Raw genomic sequence first — 23,633 nt, 5'->3', positions numbered from 1 at the left:
CGATGCCGTTATCAAAGTCGCGCGTGGACGACTGCGTCGCGGACTATATATCGAGTGTACGCACAATCATCCATAAAGCGGGCAAAAGAAAGGTTTTCCCATGGCAGATTTAGTTGAAGGCGACGTGGCTCCCGATTTCACCCTGCCGCGCGACGGCGAAGGCACCATCTCGCTCATCGAGATGAGAGGTTCGCCCGTGGTTCTCTACTTCTACCCAAAGGACGATACCAGCGGCTGCACAACCGAGGCCCTGGCCTTCACGGCACTGGCCGACGCCTTTGCCAAGGCCGGCGCCAAGGTGGTTGGCCTGTCTCCCGACCCCGTCAAGAAACACGACAAGTTTATCGCCAAGCACGACCTTTCGGTCGTCCTCGCCTCCGATGAAGAGAAGGCAACGCTTTCCGCCTATGGCGTATGGAAGGAGAAAAGTATGTACGGCAGGAGCTATATGGGGGTGGAGCGCACCACGTTCCTGATCGACAGCCAAGGCCGAATCGTCAAGATCTGGCGCAAGGTCAAGGTCGCCGGCCATGCCGAAGCCGTGCTGCAAGCGGTACAGGCCCTTTGATGTCAACTTGCGACATCAATAGCCGGCTACCGATCTCTTCACTGAGGGGCGGCGCTGCCATGGCGATCCGCAGCGGAGACCTCGATGAGAAGACGGAGCTGGCGCAGGAGACCGCGCGGCGTTGGCATGAGCGGCGTCTATCGCTGCGCTCGCCGCTCGATCCCGAACTGCCCGAACGGCCAGGCCGGCCGGAAAAGCCCGTTCTGGTGCCGCCGAAGGCGACGGGGAAACGTTCATTGCACACGTTGCCGGGACGGATTGCCATGCTGCATGCGCTGGCGCACATCGAGCTCAACGCGGTGGACCTCGCCCTCGACATCGTTGCACGTTTTGCTTCCGAGCCGGTGCCGCACTCTTTCTTCGACGGCTGGATGCGGGTCGCCTTCGAGGAAGCCAAGCATTTTCGGCTGGTGCGCGAACGGCTACGGGCCCTCGGCGCCGACTATGGCGACATGCCGGCCCACGATGGCCTTTGGCAGGCCGCCCATTCGACCCGCAACAACCTGACCGCCAGGCTTGCCGTCGTGCCGCTCATTCTTGAGGCGCGAGGCCTCGACGTGACCCCTTCATTGCAGGAAAAAATGCGGGAAACCGGGGACGTCGACAGTGCAGAGGTACTGAAAGTGATCTACGAGGACGAAAAGGGCCATGTGGCGGTGGGCGCCAAGTGGTTCCGTTTTCTCTGCGCCAGGGAACGGAAGGACCCGGCTGCCACTTTCAAAGAGCTTGTTCGCTCCAACTTCCGCGGCGCGCTGAAAGCTCCGTTCAACGATGTTGCACGCGCTGAGGCCGGACTGACGCCCTCCTTCTACCGCTCGCTCACCGCGACCAGCAGCTGACACAAGGGCCCAGATCCCGCACCGGTTCAACCATTATTAACCTTAACCGTGTGTAATCATCGCGAGCTTTCGGCCGGATACGGCAAGAGCAGGATGGGAGTGACCGGTGGCGGAAAAGACGGCAAATCAGGTCTTCGGCAAGCGGCGGCAGGAGCATATCGTCATCCTGGCGAGCGGAGACAAGGTGCGTCACATGACCGTGCGCCCGTGGATGGCAGCTATTGCCGTCTGCTTCGTCGGCGTGATGTCCCTCGGCTACCTCGGCGCCACCACCTATCTGGTCTTTCGTGACAATCTGATCGGCGCCTCCATGGCCCGGCAAGCGCGTATGCAGCACGAATACGAAGACCGAATCGCCGCCTTGCGCGCTCAGGTCGACCGAGTGACCTCCCGCCAGCTGCTTGACCAGCAGGTGGTTGAGGAAAAGGTCGACCAACTGCTGGAACAGCAGATGGCGCTCGCCTCCCGTCACGGTCGCCTCGATGCGCTGCTCGACCGGGCGGCGGCGGCAGGCCAACTGCCAGAATCGGGGCCGGTCCCGACCATCAAACCGGGAACGGAAGACAAGCAGGCAAGTCTTGGAGGCGGGTTCAAGGCGATCGAAAACCTGCTTGGCGGCGCAAAATCCGCCACCTCGGGCGCGAAGACGGCGGCATTGGGTTATGTGCCGTTGACCGATCCCACCAGCGGCACCGTCGCCGACCGCGCCGATCGGCTGTTTTCCCACATGACGCTGTCGTTGAAGGATATCGAACAGGATCAGATCGACCGCATCGAACGACTGACCAGCGGCGCAAGCGAGACTGCCGAAAAGATTTCCGGCATCCTTATGCGCAATGGCATTCCGCTTGACGACGCCACGTCTGTCGGCTCAAGCGAGGGAATCGGCGGTCCCTATGTTGCGCCGCGTTCCTCCGAGCCATTCAACACCTCGCTCAACGAGCTCGACGCGGCGCTGTCCCGACTCGAGACCATGCGCGACACAGCAAAGCGCCTCCCCTTCGCCAATCCGGCACCCGGCAAGGACATCACCAGCCGCTTCGGTAACCGACCAGACCCCTTCCTCGGCCGTCTGGCCATGCATGCGGGGATCGACTTCCGCTCCCCGGTCGGCGGAGACATCAAAAGCACCGGCGCCGGCAAGGTCATAGCCGCCGGTCCGGCCGGAGGGTATGGCAACATGGTCGAGATCGACCACGGTTTCGGCCTGACGACCCGTTACGGCCATATGTCGCGCGTCCTGGTCAAGGTCGGAGACGAGGTGGCCAGCGGCGACGTGATCGGCCTGTCCGGCAGCACCGGCCGCTCGACCGGTCCACACCTGCATTATGAGGTTCGTCGCAATGGCGAAGCGATCGACCCCATGCGCTTCCTCAATGCCGGCATGAAGCTCACAACGCTGATCGATTGACCGCGGGCGGCCTGAGCGTAGACTGCGCCTTAGTCGCAACGCGCAGGAGCCACCATGGAAGCGCAGGCCCTTCTCGCATTCGCCCTTGCTTTCTTCGTCTTCGCCGCAAGTCCCGGCCCCGACAATATGACCATCATGGCGCGCACCGTGTCACACGGCGCGCCATCAGGCATCGCTTACGGTGTCGGCACGGTGATCGGCATCCTGATCTATCTGGCGCTCGCCGCACTCGGCCTTTCCCTCATCGCCAGCGAAATGGGCTTCGCCATGACAGCACTGCGCTACGGCGGTGCCGCCTATCTCATATACGTGGGCATCCGCCTGTGGACGGTTAAGCCGGTCATCGCCGAGATTGCCGAACCGCAGCGTCGCCGCGACCTCTTTACGGTGTGCCTGACCGCCATCGCGCTCAATCTCGGCAATCCCAAGATGCCGCTCTTCTATCTGGCCCTCTTACCCAACTTCGTCGGCGCTGACTTTTCGGCTGGCGCCTACCTGTCGCTGGCCGCGGTGATCGTCAGCGTGGAAATGGTGGTGGTAACAGGCCATGTGTGGATCGCAGGCCGCGCCCGTCGGCTGCTGCGTACCCCGCGCATCATCACGGCAGTCAACCGTGGAGCAGGAACGGTACTCGCCGGGGCCGGGATCGCGGTTATTGCCACACACCGCAGCAGTTGATCCCGCTATTCACCCTTTGTTACTGCAAATCCGGCAGTTTCCTTGACTTTCAAGCATTTTGGCACTATCCCGCGCTGACGTTAACGCTCGCGTCCGGGCGTTTCAATTGCGTTCGCAAGAACCGGAACGGAATAGATTTCCCTTTGACCACATTTTCTGACCTTGGCCTGAGCCAAAAAGTACTTTCAGCCGTCACAGACGCCGGCTACACCGTGCCGACGCCGATCCAGGCTGGCGCGATTCCGTTTGCCCTGCAGCGCCGCGACATCTGCGGCATCGCGCAGACCGGCACGGGCAAGACTGCATCCTTCGTACTCCCCATGCTGACCCTTCTCGAAAACGGCCGGGCCCGCGCGCGCATGCCGCGCACGCTGATCCTTGAGCCGACCCGCGAACTGGCCGCCCAGGTCGCCGAGAACTTCGAAAAGTACGGTAAGAACCACAAGCTGAACGTCGCGCTGCTGATCGGCGGCGTCTCCTTCGAAGAACAGAATCGCAAGCTCGAACGTGGCGCCGATGTGCTGATCTGCACCCCTGGCCGCCTGCTCGACCATTGCGAGCGCGGCAAGCTCCTGATGACCGGCGTCGAGATCCTTGTCATCGATGAAGCCGACCGCATGCTCGACATGGGCTTCATCCCGGACATCGAGCGAATCGCCAAGATGATCCCCTTTACCCGCCAGACGCTGTTCTTCTCGGCCACCATGCCGCCGGAGATCCAGAAGCTCGCAGACCGTTTCCTGCAGAATCCGGAACGCATCGAAGTGGCGCCGCCGTCGTCGACTGCCAAGACCGTGACGCAGCGACTGGTCGCTGTGCCGAACAAGGACTACGAGAAGCGTTCGCGCCTGCGCGACCTGATCCGCGCCCAGGGCGACCTGAAAAACGGCATCATTTTCTGCAACCGCAAAAAGGATGTCGCCGACCTGTTCCGCTCGCTGGAGCGGCATGGCTTCTCCGTCGGCGCGCTGCATGGCGATATGGACCAGCGCTCGCGCACCAACATGCTGGCCGGTTTCAAGGACAATCAGATCACCCTGCTGGTCGCCTCGGACGTCGCCGCACGCGGTCTCGACATTCCGGACGTCAGCCACGTCTTCAACTTCGACATTCCGATCCATGCCGAGGACTATGTCCATCGTATCGGCCGTACCGGCCGTGCCGGCCGTTCGGGTGCCGCCTTCACACTGGTGGCGAAATCGGACGCCAAATATCTCGACGCGATTGAAAAGCTTATCGACCAGAAGATCGAATGGCTCGACGGCGATCTCTCTGCCCTGCCGGCACCGACCGAAGGCGAGGACGAAGGTCGCGGCCGTCGCGGCACGCGTGAGAAGGGCGATCGCGAGAGAGGCGACCGCGGCAAGGGTCGCGAGCGCCGCGCCGGTCATAAATCGGAAGCAAAGACCGAGCATACCAACCCCGTAGAGGCGGAAGAGATCGAAGTGGCAAGGATGGAACCAGTGGCAAGCGAGCGCAAAGTAGACAGGCGGCCCAGCCCGGGCAATCGCAATGCGCGGCCCAACCCGGCCAACGACGATCAGCGCGAGCGCCGCCGCAACCACTACCGTGACCATGATGACGGCCCGACGCCGGTCGGCTTCGGTGATGAAATCCCGGCCTTCATGCTGATCGTCGCAAACGCCAAGTCCTGAATGACCAAGCCCGGCATCGATTTCCCCGGCGTCGGCGTCGGTCTCGCGATCGTTCGCGATGGCAAGTTGCTGCTTTGCCGTCGCCTGAAAGCGCCCGAGGCCGGATATTGGAACATCGTTGGCGGCAAGGTCGATCATCTTGAACCGACCGAGATTGCCGCGCGCCGCGAGGCCGAAGAGGAAACCGGCCTTTCGATCGGTGCGATCGAGTTTGTCACCGCTAGCGAACAGATCATCGAGGCTGACCGTCAGCACTGGATTTCGTTGCTGTACCGAACCTCGGATTTTACCGGCGAACCGCAGTTGACCGAACCAGACAAGCTGGCTGAACTCACCTGGTTCGACCTCGAAAACCTGCCGGAACCACTCTCCGTCTTTACCCGCGCGCTGCTACCGTATCTTCGCTGAAGCGCGGGGCTTCCGCGTCGGCTTTGATTTGGTCGCCTCTGCCCTGAGCCCCGCCTCATAGGCAAGCCTCACCCATTTCGCCATTTCATCCGGGTCGTCATAGGCGTCGTCGGGGATCGCCCAATAGGGCATGGCGACCGGGTTCCTGCCCTCGCGCTGATAGACCCACTGGCGCGATCCCACCGCCTGAAACAACGGCGCGGTCTCATCGTCCGCCTTCAGCATGAGTTCGTCGAACAGATAGAGGGCGAAAATCACGCCGTGGTGGTAAATGCCCTTGCCGCTGAACATCCGCCGGATGCTGACAGGCCCGAGCGACGAGAGCAGGTCCTCGATTTCGACATTGTCCATGGCTATCAGCCCTTTAGCACGCCGCCAGCCGCAACGACCGCCTCCGGCGTATCGACGTCAAGTCGCGCCGCCAGGCCGATCTCGACATCGATGATCGGCAAACCTGCGGTTTCAATGATCGGCCGTGCGCCGATGTCCCCCTCCAGCCTTTTCACCGCCTCAAAGGTCGAGCGCGGCAGGATGACCGGATTGCCACGCTTCCCGGCGGCGACAGCACGCACGATCGATCGCCCCCCCGCAGTCCGGAACGCGGCAACCAGCGCCTGAAGATCACTAACCGAGATGCCCGGCATGTCGGCCAGCAGCACCAGCACGCCATCGGCACCACCGGCACTGGCGGCGGCGAAACCGCCCTTCAGCGAACCGGCCATACCACTCCCATAGTCGGGGTTATGGACATAGGTCACACCGAGGCCCTCAAGGCTCGCGGCGATCTCGCCTGCCCGGTGGCCGGTCACAACGATAATCTCACCCGCGCCAGCCTCAAGCGCGATCCTAGCCGAGCGACGCACAAGCGGTTCACCTTCGAACTCGGCCAGCAGCTTATGCCGCCCGCCCTCGCCCATACGGCTCGATTTGCCCGCAGCCAGGAGAACGACCGCCATCCGGAGCGGCTGGGGCACGATATCGGCTGCCAGTTCGCGCGGTAACGGCCGGCTCGGAATTTCCATCAGCAGTCCTCCCACGCCCAGCCTCGTCAGTTCGCGCGACGTCGGAACCTCACCGGCCAAGAGCCGGTTCAGCACCCAGTCAAAACCGTTTTCCTTGGGCGAGCGGGCGCAGCCGGGCGCGCCGATCACCGGAACGCCATCTACATGGCCGAGCACCAGCAGGTTACCGGGATCGACGGGTAGTCCCACCTGATCGACCACGCCACCGGCCATGCGGATGGATTCCGGGATCACGTCGACGGCATCGCACATCGCCGAGGCGCCGAAGACAACGATCATCGACGGCCTGGCATCCGCCCGGCGCAAGGCATTCTCGATCGCCGCGGCTACGGCTTCGGCGCGATGCTCAACCCGCTGTTCCGCGACCAGTTCACTCAGCGACGGAGCAAGGCGCTGTTCAAGCACCCTGGCCGTCTTGTCCATCACCGAAGGCTTGAGTGACGGTAATTCAGTAGCGATCAGCTGTACGGCGTGCGACTGGTAGTACTTGAGCTGGAAGGCAAGCCCTTCGCACAGGATCGCCCGCGCCGCCTCCACGCTGGCGCCCGCAACCGCGAGCGGAATGATCTTCACCGTCGCGACCAGATCGCCTTCACGCACGTCGCTATGATCGGCGAGACAAGCAAGCGTAATCGCCGGGTCGACCCTGTTGAAGCGGTCAACCACATCCTTGTTGGCAACGAAGAGGCCGTTGCAGGTGGCGTAGAAGTTCACGCGACCCGTTGCCGCTTCCGAGAGCCGCAGATTGTTCCCATCGATTGCGCTGGCGCAGCGTTCCGCCGCCGCATCTTCACCAAGATCACCCTCCTCCATCCGGCAGGCGATTACACTGCCGATACCGGCGTCCTTCAGCCGCGCTACGTCGCCCGAACCAAGGCGATGTCCTTTCGTCAGCCTGCAGGACGCCAGCCTGACCGCATGGGCGAGGATCAGCCCCTCGGCATCGCCCGATGCGAATTCGCCAAAAATCATGCTGGATCGCTCCCGCTATTGTCTAGCGAGCGACGGCGGAAGGCCAATATGATGTCCGCCAGGGTGGCGACGGCGATTTCAGCCGGCGTAGCGGCGCCGATATCGATGCCAACCGGTGCGGAGATCCGACCTATCTCCACCTCGGAAAAACCATCGGACCTCAGCCGCTCGATACGTTTCGCATGGGTTTTCCGGCTGCCGAGCGCCCCAACATAGAAACAACCGGCCTTGAGCGCCGCGGCGATCGGAAAATCGTCGATCTTCGGATCATGGGTGACAGCGACAAGCGCGCTGTAACGATCGAGCGGGCGGCTGGCCAGCGCATCCTCCGGCCAGTCGGCGACGAGGTTGACGCCGGCAAAGCGTTCCGGCGTGGCAAAAGCGGTGCGTGGATCTATGATGGTCATGTCATAGCCGGCGATCGCCGCCATCGGGTAGAGCGCCTGGCTGATGTGGACAGCGCCGATTACCACGATGCGCGGCGGCGGCAGGTGGACGTTGAAAAACAGCGGTCGCCCATCGATCTCGTCGGCCCCCGCCTTGCCTGAGCGGAAACGCTGGACAAGCGCTTCGCCGAGCGGACCGGAGATGACGTCCCCTTCGACCACCAGCCGGTCTGTGCCATCGCCAAGGTCTGTCACCAGGATCGCCGCCCGACGAGCGGACCGCGCGGCATTGAGCTTTCTGAGGTTTACAAGATCCATCAGCCAAGCCTTTCGACATAGACGCGAATCTTGCCGCCGCAGGAAAGCCCAACTCTCCAGGCCGTTTCGTCGGCAACGCCGAATTCGAGCATCTTCGCTTCTCCAGACTGCAAGACATCGAGAGCCTCGGTGATCACGGCACCCTCGACGCATCCTCCGGAAACAGACCCTTCGAAATTGCCCTCGGCATCGATCACCAGATGGCTGCCGACCGGGCGTGGTGCCGATCCCCAGGTCTCGACAACGGTGGCGACGGCCACCGCCCGTCCCTGCGAGGTCCATTGTTCCGCGATAAAAAGCGGGTCCCTTGTCTGCATGTCGATCGTCATTGGAGCCCCCTTAAGGTCCGAATCAGGCGGCGCGGATCGCCATTGTCGGTGGACGTGGTGGAAAGCGCGACCACGAGATCGCTCAGAGAATTGAGATTGTGCACGGGGCGCAGCTCGTCAACATGCGGCAGCATGGCCCTGACACCGCGCGCCCGCGCCTCGAAGCCCTCGAAGCGCAAGAGCGGGTTCAGCCAAATCAGCCGCCGGCATGAGCGGTGCAATCGGTCCGTCTCGACGGCCAGAAGTTCCGCGCCATCCCGCTCCAGCCCGTCGGTAATCAACAGCACGATGGCGCCCTGCCCCAGCACGCGCCGCGCCCAGTGATGATTGAATTCTTTGAGGGTTTCGCCGATCCGCGTGCCGCCAGACCAGTCGCGCACCACTCCGGTGCATTGTTCGATGGCCTCGTCGGGATCACGGTTGCGCATCTGCCGCGTGACATCGCTTAGTCGTGTGCCGAACACAAAGGTATGAACCCGTCTGCGCCGCTCGGTCAGCACATGGAGGAAGTGCAGAAAAATGCGGGTGTACTGGCTCATCGAGCCGGAGATATCTGCCAGAATGACAAGCGGCGGGGGCTGACGCCGGCGTTCCCGGTACTTAGGCAGAATCAGATCCCCGCCGGTGCGCATCGCCGCCCGCATCATCGCCCGCGCATCGATATGGCGCGGTCGCGTGGATGGCCGATAGCGCCGTATCGGCACCTGATCGAACGGCATCGTCATCCGCTCGATCAGCCGACGCGCCTGGGACAACTCCTCCGCCGACATCTGGGCGAAATCGGTTCGGCGCAGAACCTCACTGCCGGAGACGGTGAAGCGCGCGTCGATTTCGATATCGGGCTCGTCGCGTTCACGGTGACTCCGCTCGCGCTCGGCAAACAGCGCCTCATCGACGCGCGATGCTCCGGCCTTGGCCTTCTCGCGCTCGCTATTGTCGGGCGCCACCGGCGACATCATGGCGATCATCTTGTTGACCAGGTCGCGCGACCGCCAGAACAGGCGAAACGCCTCATCGAAGACTGGCTGGTCCTCGTGCCGCTTGACCAGAACCGCCGACAGGGCCGCATGAAACTCCTCGCGCGAACCGATGCCGATCGCATTGACGGCGGCGATCGCATCAACGACCGCTCCGGGTCCGAGTTTCAGGCCGGCCCGGCGCAACACCCGAGCGAAATAGACAATGTTATCGGCCAGCCGCCCGTCGCCGATCGGCGGCGTCACGACGACAATGCCCTCCGCGTTCCCCGGCGTCTGCATGATCTAGCCCACCGCCAGCAAGTCGGCCTTGACCTCGGCGAGCACCTTGTGGCCCTCACCGCCCTGTATCCGGGCAATGTCCTCCTGGTACTTAAGGAGCGTGCCGAGGGTGTCGGCGATGGTTTCCGGATCGAGCGCCAGCCGGTCGAGTTCGGTGAGCGCGGTCGCCCAGTCGATCGTCTCGGCTATGCCGGGGTTCTTGAAGAGATCGATGGAGCGAATCTTCTGCACATAGGCGACGATCTGGCGTGACAGCTCGCCGTTGCAGCCCGGAACCTTGCGCCGGATGATCGCCAGCTCCTCGGCCGCCTTCGGATAGTCCACCCAGTGATAGAGACAACGGCGCTTCAGCGCATCGTGCACCTCGCGGGTGCGGTTGCTGGTGATGATGACGATCGGTGGCTCGGCGGCCTTGACCGTACCGAACTCCGGGATGGTCACCTGAAAGTCGGAAAGCACCTCGAGCAGGAAGGCCTCGAAGGCCTCATCGGTGCGGTCCAGTTCATCGATCAGAAAGACCGGCGCGCGGCCCGGCTCGCATTGAAGCGCCTGCAGCACGGGCCGGCGGATCAGGTGTCGCTCGGAGAAGAGATCATGCTCGAGCCGGTCGCGGTCGGAAATGCCGGTCGCTTCCGCAAGGCGGATCTCCAGCATCTGCGCCGGGTAATTCCACTCATAGACGGCCGAGGCGACGTCGAGGCCTTCATAACATTGCAGGCGGATCAGCGGGCGATCGAGCGCCTCGGCGAGCACCTTGGCGACCTCCGTCTTGCCGACCCCTGCCTCTCCCTCGAGGAACAGAGGGCGCTGCATCCTGAGCGCCAGAAAGAGCACGGTCGCCAGCGGCCGTCCCGCTAGATAATCATGCGCTGCCAGGAGTTCGATGACGGCATCGATCGAGGCCGGCAGACCAGTTCTTGACGCTTCCGCCATAGTTCCTCCCCTTCTTTGAGAGGAAGCTTACAGGCTGTGATAGCCGCGGTCCAGATAGATGAGAGCGGGCTCGCGCGGGCCGAAATGCACGGCCTTGACCTCGCCAAAGAGCACCGTGTGGCTTGCTGTCACCTTACTGTCGGTGACCCGGCAGTCGAAGGAAACGATAGCATCGGAAAGCACCGGTGCACCAGTGACCAGCGTCTGCCATTCGGCGAGCGCGAAACGGTCATCGGCCGGCAGTCCGCCGAATCCGGCAAAGGCATTGGCCAGCGCCTGGTGCTGCGCGGCAAGGGTATTCAGCGCGAAGTGGCCGCTCTCGAAAAAGACCGCGTTGTTCGGATTGCCGTTGTTGAGACACACGAGCAAGCTCGGCGGGCGGTCCGATACGGAACAGGCGGCCGTGATGGTGACACCGCGCCTGGCACCGTCATGTTCGGTCGTGACGATCTGCACATGACCGGCATAGCGGCTCATCGCTTCCCGATAGACGACCGGGTCCAACTGCTGCGAATTCAACACTCTCTTCTCCGGGCGCTGCAAGGCCTTGTGGCACACTGCCGTACTATATGCCGCCAAGGTTTACGTTTTCCACTACGCGGCGGACTTTTTCGCTCCATTCGTCGCTTCCGATTAGCGTTGCCGACAGTCGCCGGCTGCGGATAGGATGCCGCCAATCTAACCAATAGGAAGATACAGCCCGCATGCTCCGCCGAATGCTTCTGCCCGTCCTGCTCGCCTTGACGCCGGCCTTCCCGGCCCTAGCCGAGCGACCGAAGATCGCGCTCGTTGCGCCGCAATCAGGGCCATTTGCCATTCTCGGCACCCAGATTCGGGACGGCGCCGCCTTCGCCGCAAGAGAACAAGGGCTGGAACTTGCCGTCATCGACGAAAGCTGCGAGGCCGGTAGCGGCTCTGGCATTGCCCGACAGATCCGCGAATCGGGCGCCAAGGCGGCTATCGGTTTCCTCTGCTCCGAATCGCTCGACGGCGCGCTGCCGCTGCTGAAAGAGGCGGACATACCGGCGCTCAGCTTGTCGGTGCGCTGGAAACGCGTGATGGAGGATGCACTGAAGAATGGCTGGGCGTTCTACCGTATGGCGCCGTCGAGCGACGATGAAGCGACAAGGCTCACCGAAGTAATCCTGCGCGACTGGTCAAGCGCCGCCTTCGCGCTGGTCGATGATGGTACGATCCACGGGCGCGAGCTTGCCGAGGCGATCCGCGACAGGCTGGACGAACGCGGACTGAAACCCGTTTTCACCGACACCTTCCGTCCCGGCCAGGAGCAGCAGGTGGCGCTGGTGCGCCGACTTAAAAAGGCGGGTGCGACCCATGTCTTCGTCGGCGGCGACCGCAATGACGTGGCGATCATCGCCCGCGACGCTCACTCCGAGAGCATCGCCCTGACGCTGCTCGGCGGCGAAGCTCTCAATGCCGCCGATCAATCGGTTGCGCTTGCCGACGGCGTGCAGGCGATCATGCTGCCGGACTATGCCGCTCTGCCCGCCGCGCAAGCTGTCGTTGCGCAATTAAGGGCCTCGGGTATCGAACCGGAAGGCTACGTCCTGCCCGCTCATGCAGCCGTCACCGTGGTCGCACAAGCGGCAGGTGCGGCCCTTGCGCTGGACATGCCGCTGGCGCAAGCGATCGGAGAGACACATATCGATACGGTGATCGGACCGATCTCCTTCGACCCGCAACACGAGCTGACGGACAATCCCTACCGGCTGATGGAATGGCGAGACGGCCGTTTCGCTGAACCTTCGGTCCCGGCGCAATAGAGCCTGAAAGGCCGTCGGATCACTGCTGGTAGGGCCAGAAGGCTTGGGTAAAGACCCCACCATCGACCCAAAGGGTCTGTCCGGTGATGAAACCCGCTTGCTCGCCCGCCAGAAAGAGCACAGGGCCAGCTATATCGGCGGGTGTGCCGACCCGGCGTAGCGGCGTCACCCGACCCCAAGTCTCGCCATAGTCTTGAGCCTCCGCAAGTGTCCGCTCCGTCTCGATAGCACCCGGCGCCACGCAATTGACCCGGATGCCATGCGGGCCAAGCTCAACGGCTGCAACCTTGGTGAACTGCTCGACGCCACCTTTGGACGCCGTGTAGTCGACGAGGCCGGGGAAGGCGTGTTTGTTACAGCCCGAGCCGATGTTGATGATCGACCCGCCCTTGCCCGCCGCCACCATGCGCTTGCCCGCCTCGCGCGTATTGAGAAAGCAGCCCTTGAGATTGGTGCGGATCACCGCATCCCAGCGTTCCTCGGACAGATCGAGCAACGGCGACCATGTCTGGATGCCGGCATTGTTGACCAGAACATCGGGCGCATCGCCGAACCAGTCCGAGGCCTCGTCCATCAACCGCGACACCGCCTCGCCGTCGCCGACGTCCGAGGAAAAGGCGCGAACGTGGCCACCGGATGCGCCGGCCTCGCCAATCACCTCATCGGCCGCCGCCGACTGGTCGACGTGGGTGAAGGCGACGTTATAGCCCGCTGAGGCGAAAGCCGACACGAGATAACGGCCAATACCACTACTGCCGCCAGTGATGATCGCATGCCGCCCCATTCATTCCTCCTCCTCCGTCATTGATGACAAGAAGTGACCAAGGATCTGCGACCGGTCAAGCCGGAATGGAACGTGGACATAGCTTCGCAGTGTTGCCGGGGCCCGGGCACGGTGCTATGGGCACGCCAAACGCGCCAGAAACCGCCCAAAAATCCCGGAGATCCACCATGACCCGCCCGCTGCTCATCGCCCCATCGATCCTCGCCGCCAATTTCGCCAAGCTCGGCCAGGAAGTGTCCGACGTCGTCGAAGCAGGTGCCGACTGGATCCATCTCGACGTGATGGACGGGCATTTCGTGCCGAACATTTCCTACGGTCCAGCCGTCATCAAGGCGCTGCGCCCCTATACCAAGGCCGTGTTCGACTGCCACCTAATGATTTCGCCGGCCGATCCGTATCTCGAAGCCTTCGCCGATGCCGGCTGCGACGTCATCACCGTGCATGCCGAAGCTGGACCGCATCTGCACCGCTCGCTGCAAAAGATCCGCTCGCTCGGCAAGAAGGCCGGTGTATCGCTCAATCCCGCCACCCCGGTCTCGGTCCTCGAACATGTCCTCGATGAGCTCGACCTGATCCTGATCATGAGCGTCAACCCGGGCTTTGGCGGCCAGAAGTTCATCCCTCAGGCCACCGAAAAACTTGCCCAGGCCAATATGCTGATCGGCAATCGCCCGATCGATCTCGAAGTCGACGGCGGCGTGACCGCCGCGACCGCGCCGCTGGTGACCGCCGCTGGTGCCAATGTCCTCGTCGCCGGATCAGCGGTTTACAAGGGCGAAGGCGTTGACGATTATCGCAAAACGGTCGACACTTTGAAAAAGGCAGCACTCGAGGGTCGTCGTTGAACATTCGCCGGAGATGGATGGGATTGGCAGCGGGGCTTGTTTGCACCGCATCTCCGGCCATGGCCGGCGATATCGCCGCTTTCCAGTCCATCGGCTTTTCCAAGGACGGCGGCGTCTATGCCTTCGAGGAATACGGAGTCCAAGACGGATCGGGCTTCGCCTATTCCAACATCTATCTGATCGACACGGTGAAGGACACCTATCTGCCCGGCACACCGATCCGGGTACGCATCGACGATGAGAGCTCCGGCCTCTCCCAAGCGCGCGACGCGGCGATGCAGAAGGCGCGTCCGCTGATTTCCGAGCTGAAACTCGCGGACTATCCCGGCAGTCTTGTCGCCTACAACCCAGTGAGCGAAGTTGGCGTAGCCAAGCATGAGATGCGCTACCTCGCCTACCCCGCCGACCCGGCGTTTGGCGAACCTTACGAATTGAAGATCGAGGAATTTTCGACGGAGCCCTCCGGCGCCTGCGCCGGCGTGGTCGACGACGTGAAAGCCTTCAGGTTGAGGCTGACGGAAAAGGACGGCATGGCCGTCGATCAGCTGATCCACCAGGACGTCAAGGTGCCGGCAAGCCGCGGTTGCGCCGTCGGCTATCGCCTCGGCGGCGCGATCACCTATACACCGCCGAGCGGCTCCAACCTGCACATCGCGCTCGTCCACGTACTCAGCGTCGGCTTCGAGGGGCATGACGGCCGATGGCTCGCCGTCCCGGTCCGCCCGTGACGGAGGACTGGCCGTCCAGCAAAAGTGGCGCCCCTGGGCTGCGCGCCCGGCTCGCCGCGAGCCTGCCGCCACTCACCGAATGGCTTGGCGGGGCGCTGTTTTGGGCCTGCCTGATGGCGCTTTCCGCCGTGGCTTCCCCCCATGGTCTGCATCCGCTATCGACAGCGCACGGGCCGATCCTCCTCGGCCTCTATTTTTTCGGCGCCATGCTCGGGTGGAGCGCGGCCTTGCCGCTCATCCGCTTCGCCAGCCACCGCCGCCCGCCCGAGACCCGCTTCGCCGCTGCTTTCCTCTTTCTCGGCTGTGGAACAGCGGCCTTCACGGCCCTGCTTTTCGCCCTTCAATACCGGCAATTCTATTCACAATGGCATGCGCCATTCGGCACGGTGATCTGGTTTCTCCAGTTTGCCTTCACCTCGGCCTCGGCGGTCTACCAGTTCGCTGTTCTTGGCATTCGTCATTATCTCCCCTTTGGCCTGATCGCCCTGATCGCCGCAAGCGTGCTTCACGCGTACCGCAGCCGTTGAGATTAGCCGCCGTCTTTGCTAAAGCGACGCCAACTCCAGCCGCAAGGAAAGAAAGCCGATGATCCCGCGTTATTCCCGGCCCGACATGGTCGCCATCTGGTCGCCCGAAACCAAGTTCCGCATCTGGTTCGAGATCGAGGCGCACGCCTGCGACGCGCTCGCCGAACTCGGCGTCATCCCGAAGGAATCAGCCCGTACCATCTGGGAAAAGGGCGGCGCGGCCAAGTTCGACGTCGCCCGCATCGATGAGATCGAAGCCGTCACCAAACATGACGTCATCGCGTTCCTGACCCATCTTGCCGAGTTCATCGGCCCAGACAGCCGTTTCGTCCACCAGGGCATGACCTCGTCCGACGTGCTCGATACCACACTCAATATCCAACTGGTGCGCGCCGCCGACCTCCTGCTCGCCGACATGGACCGAGTGCTGGCGGCCCTCAAGGCACGCGCTTTCGAGCATAAGGATACGGTTCGCATCGGTCGCAGCCACGGCATCCATGCCGAGCCGACGACCATGGGCCTGACCTTCGCCCGCTTCTACGCCGAGATGAGCCGTAACCGCGCTCGCCTCGTCGCGGCTCGCGCCGAGGTCGCCACCGGCGCCATTTCGGGCGCCGTCGGCACGTTTGCCAATATCGATCCGCGCGTCGAAGAGCATGTCTGCGAAAAGCTCGGCCTTGTTCCAGAGCCGGTCTCGACCCAGGTCATTCCGCGCGACCGTCACGCCATGTTCTTCGCCACCCTCGGCGTCATCGCCTCGTCGATCGAAAACGTCGCGATCGAGATCCGCCACATGCAGCGCACCGAGGTGCTGGAAGCCGAAGAGTTTTTCTCGCCGGGCCAGAAGGGCTCGTCGGCCATGCCGCACAAGCGCAATCCGGTCCTGACCGAGAACCTGACGGGTCTCGCCCGTCTGGTGCGCATGTCGGTTGTGCCGGCCATGGAAAACGTGGCGCTCTGGCACGAGCGCGACATCAGCCATTCGAGCGTCGAGAGGGCTATCGGCCCGGATACCACGATCACCCTCGACTTCGCCCTGAATCGTCTGGCGGGCGTTATCGAGAAGCTGGTGATCTATCCGGAAAACATGCTGAAGAACATGAACAAGTTCAAAGGCCTGGTGATGAGCCAGCGCGTTCTTCTGGCGCTTACCCAGGCTGGCGTCAGCCGCGAGGACGCCTATCGCCTGGTCCAGAGAAACGCCATGAAAGTTTGGGAACAGGGAGCTGATTTCCTTGAAGAATTGCTGGCCGACAAGGAAGTCCGCGCAGCCCTTTCCGAAGAGGAGATCCGCGAGAAATTCGACCTCGGCTACCACACCAAACACGTCGACACGATCTTCAAGCGCGTCTTCGGCTGAGAGCCGCCAGCATGACCGGCGGACCTCTGTTCGCCGGTCACCGCATTATTCTGCGGCTCCACCGCAGCTTTCGGGCAAGAGCTCCTTGAGCACCAGTAGGTCATGCTTCCCGCAATTCACGACCCTTATGAAATGCTTCTCGCCCCACTGAGGGGCAAGATGAGAGCGTCGAGCTTGTCTGTGCGGCACGCGTCTCGCGACATTCATGAGCCCGGCAGCATGCCGTCCATCATGCCGCGTTGACTCGGCGCAAGTCCGGCCAGCATTATCGCCAGACATATCAATCGCGCAATATGCTGCGCCACAACGGCCGGCCAGAAGGAATGGACATGATGGAGAAAGTGCCGAGACCGCGCCCATGGGCTCTTTCAAGCGGTTCACTGGCCATCCTCTACATCACCCTGACGGCAGCCCCGGTACTTCTAGCGTCGCTTAGCGGTGGAGCGCATGCCCCAACGGTATTTCCCCTGCTCGCGCGCGCGGCGGGCGTTGCGGCACTTTCGATGTTCCTCATGCAATTCGGCACATCGGGACGCTTCGAGACCATTTCCGGCCGCATCGGCCTCGACCGCTCCATGGGATTTCACCGGATCGCCGCGTCTGCCGCCCTGGTGATGCTCACCTTTCACGTCGCGCTTTTCCTGTTTCGCGGACGCACGTTCAGTCTCTCAGACATCTGGAATCGTCTTCTTCTCTACCTGACGATGCCGAGCCTTCTGACGGGCGTGATCGCGGCCGCCCTTGCTGTTATTCTCGTGCTCAGCGGCAAATATATGCGCGGCCGTGGCCTCCCTTACCCACTTTGGCGCCTTAGCCACGGCATAACGGCGGTGGCGCTCGCCGGTCTTGGCCTGCACCATGCCTTCACCAATGCCCGTTTCATGGCCGACGGATACGGCTCCGCTGCCGTCATCGCCCTTGCCGCCCTGGCGTTCGGCTCCCTGGCGTTCATCTATCTTCTGCGCCCGCGTCAGGTCTTCCGCCCGGGTTTCAAGGTCGCATCGGCTCGCGCGCTCAGTCCGACAGTCAGCGAACTGGTACTTGAGACCGACAAGCCCGACGCCTTCGACTTCAACGCCGGGCAGTTCGCCTGGCTGACGATCGGCCATCGCCACACCGTAACGGACAATCCATTTTCGATCGCCTCCGCGCCATCTGACCTGCCCCGCCTGCGTTTTCTCATCCGCAAGGCCGGCGACATGACACGCGCGATCGAGCAGCTGAAGCCAGGCACACCTGTGGGCGTGGACGGGCCGCACGGCAGCTTTACGCTAACTGACGCCGGTTCCGGTCCGTTGTTGCTGATTGCCGGTGGCATCGGTATCGCCCCGATTCTCAGTCTGCTGCGGGAGCTGGCCGCGACGAATGACACAAGACCGATCCGGCTACTTGCCGGCGCACGGTCGCCGGAAGATCATATCGTGCGCGCCGAGATCGCAACGCTTATGGTCGGGCGCGATTTTCGCTCGATCACGCTTGCCGACCAGAACGCCGATGGCATGGATTGCGAGAGTGGCGGCTGCGACGCGTCGCATATAACACGACTGCTGGAGGGACTGAACCCCGGTGAGACAACGGCTTTTGTCTGCGGTCCACCGGCAATGATGCAGACCGCAGTGGCGCTAATCACCGCCGCCGGTGTTCCGCTGGACCGGATTGTCATGGAACGCTTCGACTTCGACGCCGGCAACGACGCGCTTTGCCGTTCGATCCGCTATCGCTTCATCGCGGTCCTTGCCGCCGTCTTCGCCGCCGTCACGGTGGCGACACTGGCGGCCTCCGCCTGATCAGGCGGAGGCGCATCGTCAGCCTCCATCTCCCCGCACTCACAGTCCGGGAAGAGTATAGTCCTTCATTCGCTGACGAAGCTCTGTCTTCAGGATCTTTCCTGTTGACGTATGCGGGATCTCGTCGACGAACACCACGTCGTCGGGCATCCACCAGTTGGCGATCTTGCCTTTCATGAAATCCAAAATGTCGTCCCTGCATGGCTCGCATTCGCTCTTGGGCACGACGATCAGCAAAGGCCGCTCGTCCCATTTGGGATGACTTACACCAATCACAGCTGCCTCCGCCACATGCGGATGCCCGACCGCGAGATTTTCCAGCTCGATCGAGGAAATCCACTCGCCGCCGGATTTGATCACGTCCTTGGACCGGTCGGTGATCTGCATGTAGCCATGCTCGTCCATATGGGCGACATCGCCGGTGTCGAACCAGTTGCCGTTGTGAAACTGTTCGGCTCCGCGCCCCTTGTAATAGCTTGATGAGACAGCGGGGCCGCGCACTTTAAGCCGCCCGAAGGTCTTGCCGTCCCAGGGCTGCGCATTTCCGGCGTCGTCGGTCACGGTCATCTCCACGGTAAACGGCGGATGTCCCTGTTTGCTGAGAACATCGAGACGTGCTTCACCCTCGAGCGCGTCATATTCCGGCTTCAGCGAGCAGATCGTACCGAGCGGGCTCATCTCCGTCATGCCCCAGGCATGCAGGACATCGACGTTGTAGCGATCCTTGAAGGCCGCGATGATCGAGCGCGGTGCGGCGGCCCCGCCGATGACGACGCGCTTCAGATCCGGCAGATCACCGCCGTCCTTCTCAAGGTGTTGCAACAGCATCAGCCAGATCGTCGGCACCGCCGCTGTCACCGTTACCCTTTCGTTCTTGAGCATCTCATATATGGACTTGCCGTCCATGCCCGGCCCAGGCAGCACCATACGCGCGCCAGCCATGGGCGCCGCGAATGCCAGCGACCATCCGTTGGCGTGGAAAAGCGGCACGACAGGCATGATGCTGTCACGCGACGAGAGCCCCATCATGTCCGGCTGCAGCGCCACCATGGAATGCAGAACGTTCGACCGATGCGAATAGACGACACCCTTGGGCTCGCCAGTCGTCCCCGAAGTGTAACACATGCCGGCAGCCGTCCGCTCGTCGACCTCCTTCCAGCGATAGTCGCTATCGGCCTCGGCCAGCCAGGCCTCATAGGCGACGGCATTTGCAAGCGTTGTCTCCGGCATGGCACTTCCGTCGCAAAGGATCACCACTTTTTCGAGGGACGGCACCAGCGGCGCAATCGCCTCGACGATCGGCAGGAATGTGAGGTCGACAAACAGCATCCTGTCTTCCGCGTCATTCATGATCCAGGCGATCTGCTGCGGAAAAAGGCGCGGATTGAGCGTGTGATAGATGGCACCCACGCCGGTGATCCCGTACCAGGCCTCCACATGGCGCCATGTGTTCCAGGCCATCGTCGCGATTCGGTCGCCGATGCCGACGCCCTCTATCTCCAACCGCTTGGAGAACTGCAACGACCGCTGGCGCAACATGCGGTAGTTGGTGCGGTGGATCGGCCCCTCCACTGACCGCGACACGACCTCCCGCTCGCCATGGTAAAGCCCCGCATGGTCGATGACCTTGTGGCAAAGCAAGGGCCATTCCTGCATCAAACCGAGCATGTGATTCCTCCTCCGTCATCGTTCTTTTGCGGGAAAGTGTATGCTGCGCCTTGCAACTGGCAAGCGAAATCCATGCTGCATTGCACGGACCAGCCCGCTTACCCTTGACGAAAGGGTCGACCATGCGCAGATAGGAGGATATGAAAGCATCGGACGCAGACATACTCATCATCCCCGGCTATACCAATTCCGGACCCGATCACTGGCAAAGCCGCTGGCAGGCCAAACTATCGACCGCGCGACGAGTCGAGCAGGCCGAGTGGTCGAAGCCGGTGCGCGCTGACTGGGTCGCGCGCCTGGTCGAAGAGGTCAACGCCGCAACGCGTCCCGTGGTGCTGGTCGCCCATTCGCTCGGCGTGCCGACCGCGATCCACGCAGTACCGGAAATCGCCGGCAAGGTCGCGGGCGCCTTTCTGGTCGCCCCGCCGGACGTTGCCAACCCGAAAATACGTCCCAAGCACCTGATGACCTTCGGCCCCTACCCGCGCGACCCGCTGCCGTTTCCGTCGGTCACCATTGCCAGCCGCAATGACCCGTTCGGCGCTTTTGAGCATGCCGACGACATTGCCCATGCCTGGGGGTCTCTGCTGATCGACGCGGGTGAGTCCGGGCACATCAACGGTGAATCCGGTCACGGGCCGTGGCCGGAAGGGACCATGGTCTTCGCCCAATTCCTCAGCAGCCTTCCGCCTGTAAGACGCAGAACCGAAGCAAGCGATTAAGCCTGCCTTAATTTGACGTGCCTAGTCTGTCGCATAATTTGACATCAGTGTTTCGAAAGAGAACCTCTTGCGCAAGCACGGCCGAACCGTCGAAAATCCCGAAGATACGGCTGGCGTGCCGTGGTCAATGATGCTGACACACTTGCCGTTGGCGGCTGCCGTCGTCGGTGCAGGTGGCGAGGTGCTGGCATTCAACAGCCTGTTCGCAGCGCTTTTTCCACCGATCGCCCAACAGCCCCATGGTTCGATCGCCGCTTTGCTTGAACCCGATGATCGCGTCGCGTTCCGGACCATGCTTGCAGAGACATTCGCTTCCGCCGACACGCCGAGAAGCATGCAGTTTGCACTATCCGCTTCCCCGACATCCAGCCGCCGATGGATGCAGGCCTCAGCCTGCCGCTTACAACCGGCGATGACCGGCAGCCAGACCGCATTGCTTGTCCAGTTCGTCGACCTGACGGATTGGAAGCAGCGTGAGGACGAGCTCATGGAACGGGAAAGCCGTTGGAACTATGCCCTCGTCAGCTCTTCGTCCGGGGTGTGGGACCAACGGCTCGACCGGAGTTCGATGTATTACTCAGATGTTTGGCGCAAGATCCGTGGCCTGTCGCCAGATGATCCAATTGCCGGCAGCACCGAGGAGTGGTTGCTTCTGGTTCATCCAGACGATCGCGAACGAGTGCTGCGATCGATCGAGCGGCAGAATGCCGGCGACCCGGACTACATGACCTTTTCGTATCGCGAACGCCACAAGGACGGTCACTGGATCTGGATCGAATGCCGAGGCGCATGCGTCGAATGGACCGACGATGGGAAGCCGGCACGCATCATCGGGATCGACACCGACATCACCGAGCGCAAGGCATCAGAGGAAGCGCTGACCCGCATGTCGCGCCGACTCAAACTCGCGCTCGAAGCCTCGCAGATTGGTGTCTTCGAGGCCGATTTCACTACCGGTCTGGCGGAGTGGGATGCCGGCATGCGAAAGATCTTTCGCGTCGAGGGTGAGGAAGACATCCCCATCGGCGAGGTTTGGGAAAAGATGCTGCACCCTGAGGATGCCAAAGGCGTGTTTGAGCGCCTCGCACAGCACGTCGAGAACCTTGCGCCCTTCTCGGATGAATACCGGATCATCAGGTCAGACGGGACGATCAGCTATATCCGCTCACGCACCCTGCCTTTTATCGATTCCGACGGCCATCGCAAAATGGTCGGCGCCAATTGGGACGTGACCGCCGATATCGCCTTGCGCGATGAGCTCGACAAGGCGAAGACCCAGGCGGAGGCGCGCAGCCGGGAGCTTGAGATTGCCAAAGCGCGAATCGAGCATATCGCCCTTCACGATCACCTGACAGGACTGCCCAACCGACGCTACCTAGACAAACGGCTTGAAGAGCTCGCCGGGCAGCCGCGCTCCGGCGCCGCAGGACTGGCGATCCTTCACATAGACCTCGATCGTTTCAAGCAGATCAACGACACGCTCGGCCACAGCGCTGGCGACGCGATGCTCCGCCGCGCCGCACACGTGCTGCGCAAACAGGTCCGCGAAGGCGATTTCGTTGCGCGGATCGGTGGCGACGAATTTGTTTTCCTCGCCCGGTATACCGGTGATCGACAGAACCTCTCGGCACTTGCCGACCGGGTGATCCAAGATATGCGGAAACCGGTTCCCTATGCCGGGCAGGAATGCCGCTTCAGCGCGAGCATCGGCATTGCCTGTGACGCAAAAGGCGCCGTTGATCCACACCAATTGCTGCTCAACGCAGACATCGCGCTTTACCACGCGAAGAACAGCGGTCGCAGTCGTCACGCCTATTTCACCCTTGATCGCCATGCTCGGATGACGGACAACCGCCGGCTCGCCGATGATATCCTGCGGGGGCTCGAACAGGACGAATTCCTGCCCTACTATCAGTTCCAGTTCGATGCCCGATCGCTGGACATTGCCGGAGCCGAGGCACTCGCACGGTGGCGACATCCGGAGCGCGGCGTGCTTACACCGGACGTATTCCTGACGGCCGCCGAGGAAATCGGGGTCATTGCCGACATTGATGGCCTGATCCTCGAAAAGGCGCTGATCGACCGGAAGCGTTGGGCGCAGGACGGGCTGTCAACACCGAAGATCTCGGTCAATGTCTCCTCACCTCGGCTCCATGACCCGGCGCTGAAGGAGAAACTCGACGCACTCGCTTTCGAACCCGGAACAGTGTCCTTTGAGCTTCTCGAATCGATCTTCCTCGACGAAAATGACAAGCAGGCGACGAACAACCTCAGGCATTTGCGAGAGCTGGGCATCGAGATCGAGATTGATGACTTCGGCACAGGCCACGCCTCGATCGTCAGCCTGCTCCGGCTCAATCCAACGACACTCAAGATCGACAGGGAACTGATCCAGGAGGTTTCGGAATCACGATCGCGCCGCGACCTCGTCGGATCGATCATCGGCATTGGCCGGTCGCTCGGCATCCGGGTCGTCGCGGAAGGTGTGGAGACCGCCGATCAGGTGCGCGTACTGCGCGAGCTCGACTGCGACATATTGCAGGGCTACGGCCTTGCCGTGCCCATGGCGTTCGAAAACACAGCCGCCTTCATACAGCGCCAGGAGTGGCGCCGAATCGATCTGCCGGCATGATTGCACGCCGATAGCGCT

The 23,633-nt window shown here is 62.4% G+C and carries 22 protein-coding genes and 2 pseudogenes; 14 read left to right on the top strand and 10 right to left on the bottom strand.

Features of this window, described 5'->3' with window-relative positions:
* Nucleotides 1–100 precede the first annotated feature (100 nt).
* The 6 genes from RNA01_RS00750 to RNA01_RS00725 all read left to right on the top strand — a co-directional run bounded on the left by RNA01_RS00750 (nt 101) and on the right by RNA01_RS00725 (nt 5,559).
* Nucleotides 101–568: a peroxiredoxin gene (locus tag RNA01_RS00750; RefSeq protein ID WP_147177945.1), complete on the top strand. Its 468-nt coding sequence runs from the start codon at nt 101–103 to the stop codon at nt 566–568.
* Nucleotides 569–627: 59 nt separating this feature from the next.
* Nucleotides 628–1,407 (top strand): ferritin-like domain-containing protein, encoded by a 780-nt coding sequence (locus tag RNA01_RS00745; protein WP_170253314.1) that lies wholly within the window; start codon nt 628–630, stop codon nt 1,405–1,407.
* 106 nt (nt 1,408–1,513) lie between these two features.
* Nucleotides 1,514–2,818: a M23 family metallopeptidase gene (locus tag RNA01_RS00740; protein ID WP_235916332.1), complete on the top strand. Its 1,305-nt coding sequence runs from the start codon at nt 1,514–1,516 to the stop codon at nt 2,816–2,818.
* 54 nt (nt 2,819–2,872) lie between these two features.
* Nucleotides 2,873–3,496 carry a LysE family translocator gene (locus tag RNA01_RS00735; RefSeq protein ID WP_147177941.1) on the top strand — a complete coding sequence of 208 codons (624 nt, stop codon included), beginning with the start codon at nt 2,873–2,875 and terminating at the stop codon, nt 3,494–3,496.
* Nucleotides 3,497–3,639: 143 nt separating this feature from the next.
* The gene (locus tag RNA01_RS00730; RefSeq protein ID WP_147177938.1) at nt 3,640–5,151 is read left to right on the top strand and encodes a DEAD/DEAH box helicase; all 1,512 of its coding nucleotides are present in this window, start codon (nt 3,640–3,642) and stop codon (nt 5,149–5,151) included.
* Entirely contained in the window at nt 5,152–5,559 is a 408-nt protein-coding gene (locus tag RNA01_RS00725) for an NUDIX domain-containing protein (protein WP_147177936.1), read from the top strand. It abuts the gene before it with no gap.
* Here RNA01_RS00725 and RNA01_RS00720 read toward each other — a convergent pair.
* Genes RNA01_RS00720 through RNA01_RS00690 form a run of 7 tightly spaced genes read right to left on the bottom strand, consistent with a single transcriptional unit; the run spans nt 5,542 to nt 11,300 of the window.
* Nucleotides 5,542–5,910: a TfoX/Sxy family protein gene (locus tag RNA01_RS00720; protein WP_147177934.1), complete on the bottom strand. Its 369-nt coding sequence runs from the start codon at nt 5,908–5,910 to the stop codon at nt 5,542–5,544. The two genes, RNA01_RS00725 and RNA01_RS00720, sit on opposite strands and share 18 nt — an antisense overlap.
* 5 nt (nt 5,911–5,915) lie before the next feature.
* Nucleotides 5,916–7,553, bottom strand: coding sequence for an NTP transferase domain-containing protein (locus tag RNA01_RS00715; RefSeq protein ID WP_147177932.1), 1,638 nt, complete (start codon nt 7,551–7,553; stop codon nt 5,916–5,918).
* Complete coding sequence (locus RNA01_RS00710) at nt 7,550–8,257, bottom strand: XdhC family protein (RefSeq protein WP_147177930.1); 708 nt, start codon at nt 8,255–8,257, stop codon at nt 7,550–7,552. Before RNA01_RS00710 ends, RNA01_RS00715 begins: the two co-directional genes overlap by 4 nt.
* Complete coding sequence (locus tag RNA01_RS00705; RefSeq protein ID WP_147177928.1) at nt 8,257–8,586, bottom strand: XdhC family protein; 330 nt, start codon at nt 8,584–8,586, stop codon at nt 8,257–8,259. Before RNA01_RS00705 ends, RNA01_RS00710 begins: the two co-directional genes overlap by 1 nt.
* Nucleotides 8,583–9,845: a vWA domain-containing protein gene (locus RNA01_RS00700; protein ID WP_147177926.1), complete on the bottom strand. Its 1,263-nt coding sequence runs from the start codon at nt 9,843–9,845 to the stop codon at nt 8,583–8,585. The genes RNA01_RS00705 and RNA01_RS00700 overlap by 4 nt, the downstream gene beginning before the upstream one ends.
* Nucleotides 9,846–9,848: 3 nt before the next feature.
* Nucleotides 9,849–10,778, bottom strand: coding sequence for an AAA family ATPase (locus tag RNA01_RS00695; RefSeq protein WP_147177924.1), 930 nt, complete (start codon nt 10,776–10,778; stop codon nt 9,849–9,851).
* A 27-nt stretch (nt 10,779–10,805) separates the two neighbouring features.
* On the bottom strand, nt 10,806–11,300 hold the full coding sequence (locus tag RNA01_RS00690; RefSeq protein ID WP_147177922.1) for a flavin reductase: 495 nt from the start codon (nt 11,298–11,300) through the stop codon (nt 10,806–10,808).
* Nucleotides 11,301–11,482: 182 nt separating this feature from the next.
* On the opposite strand from RNA01_RS00690, the gene RNA01_RS00685 reads away from it, so the two are divergent.
* A complete protein-coding gene (locus RNA01_RS00685; RefSeq protein WP_147177920.1) occupies nt 11,483–12,562 on the top strand; it encodes a branched-chain amino acid ABC transporter substrate-binding protein in 1,080 nt (359 codons plus the stop codon).
* Nucleotides 12,563–12,581: 19 nt separating this feature from the next.
* Here the strand turns inward: RNA01_RS00685 and RNA01_RS00680 are convergent.
* Both RNA01_RS00680 and RNA01_RS24395 read right to left on the bottom strand, forming a co-directional pair.
* Nucleotides 12,582–13,277, bottom strand: a pseudogene (locus RNA01_RS00680) (SDR family NAD(P)-dependent oxidoreductase); the annotation flags it as partial.
* Nucleotides 13,250–13,346 (bottom strand): annotated as a pseudogene (locus tag RNA01_RS24395) (SDR family NAD(P)-dependent oxidoreductase); the annotation flags it as partial. The pseudogenes RNA01_RS24395 and RNA01_RS00680, both read right to left, overlap by 28 nt.
* Before the next feature lie 167 nt (nt 13,347–13,513).
* On the opposite strand from RNA01_RS24395, the gene rpe reads away from it, so the two are divergent.
* The 5 genes from rpe to RNA01_RS00655 all read left to right on the top strand — a co-directional run bounded on the left by rpe (nt 13,514) and on the right by RNA01_RS00655 (nt 18,593).
* Nucleotides 13,514–14,191, top strand: coding sequence for a ribulose-phosphate 3-epimerase (gene rpe, locus RNA01_RS00675; protein ID WP_147177916.1), 678 nt, complete (start codon nt 13,514–13,516; stop codon nt 14,189–14,191).
* A gap of 17 nt (nt 14,192–14,208) precedes the next feature.
* Entirely contained in the window at nt 14,209–14,919 is a 711-nt protein-coding gene (locus tag RNA01_RS00670; protein ID WP_147177914.1) for a DUF2259 domain-containing protein, read from the top strand.
* A complete protein-coding gene (locus RNA01_RS00665; protein ID WP_235916330.1) occupies nt 14,892–15,446 on the top strand; it encodes a hypothetical protein in 555 nt (184 codons plus the stop codon). Before RNA01_RS00670 ends, RNA01_RS00665 begins: the two co-directional genes overlap by 28 nt.
* Before the next feature lie 58 nt (nt 15,447–15,504).
* Nucleotides 15,505–16,806, top strand: coding sequence for an adenylosuccinate lyase (gene purB, locus RNA01_RS00660; protein WP_147177912.1), 1,302 nt, complete (start codon nt 15,505–15,507; stop codon nt 16,804–16,806).
* Between the two features lie 329 nt (nt 16,807–17,135).
* Nucleotides 17,136–18,593: a ferredoxin reductase family protein gene (locus RNA01_RS00655; RefSeq protein WP_170253313.1), complete on the top strand. Its 1,458-nt coding sequence runs from the start codon at nt 17,136–17,138 to the stop codon at nt 18,591–18,593.
* A gap of 39 nt (nt 18,594–18,632) precedes the next feature.
* Here the strand turns inward: RNA01_RS00655 and RNA01_RS00650 are convergent, their stop codons facing one another.
* Nucleotides 18,633–20,261 carry a long-chain-fatty-acid--CoA ligase gene (locus tag RNA01_RS00650; RefSeq protein ID WP_147177908.1) on the bottom strand — a complete coding sequence of 543 codons (1,629 nt, stop codon included), beginning with the start codon at nt 20,259–20,261 and terminating at the stop codon, nt 18,633–18,635.
* A 140-nt stretch (nt 20,262–20,401) separates the two neighbouring features.
* Between RNA01_RS00650 and RNA01_RS00645 the strand changes: the two genes are divergently transcribed.
* Nucleotides 20,402–20,983, top strand: a complete 582-nt coding sequence (locus RNA01_RS00645) for an RBBP9/YdeN family alpha/beta hydrolase (RefSeq protein WP_147177906.1) — start codon at nt 20,402–20,404, stop codon at nt 20,981–20,983.
* 67 nt (nt 20,984–21,050) lie between these two features.
* The gene (locus tag RNA01_RS00640; RefSeq protein ID WP_235916328.1) at nt 21,051–23,615 is read left to right on the top strand and encodes a sensor domain-containing protein; all 2,565 of its coding nucleotides are present in this window, start codon (nt 21,051–21,053) and stop codon (nt 23,613–23,615) included.
* The last annotated feature ends 18 nt before the right edge of the window (nt 23,616–23,633 follow it).

This window comes from Paenirhizobium naphthalenivorans, from assembly GCF_007992095.1.
Lineage (GTDB): Bacteria > Pseudomonadota > Alphaproteobacteria > Rhizobiales > Rhizobiaceae > Allorhizobium > Allorhizobium naphthalenivorans.
This window is presented reverse-complemented; position numbering and strand designations above follow the sequence as displayed.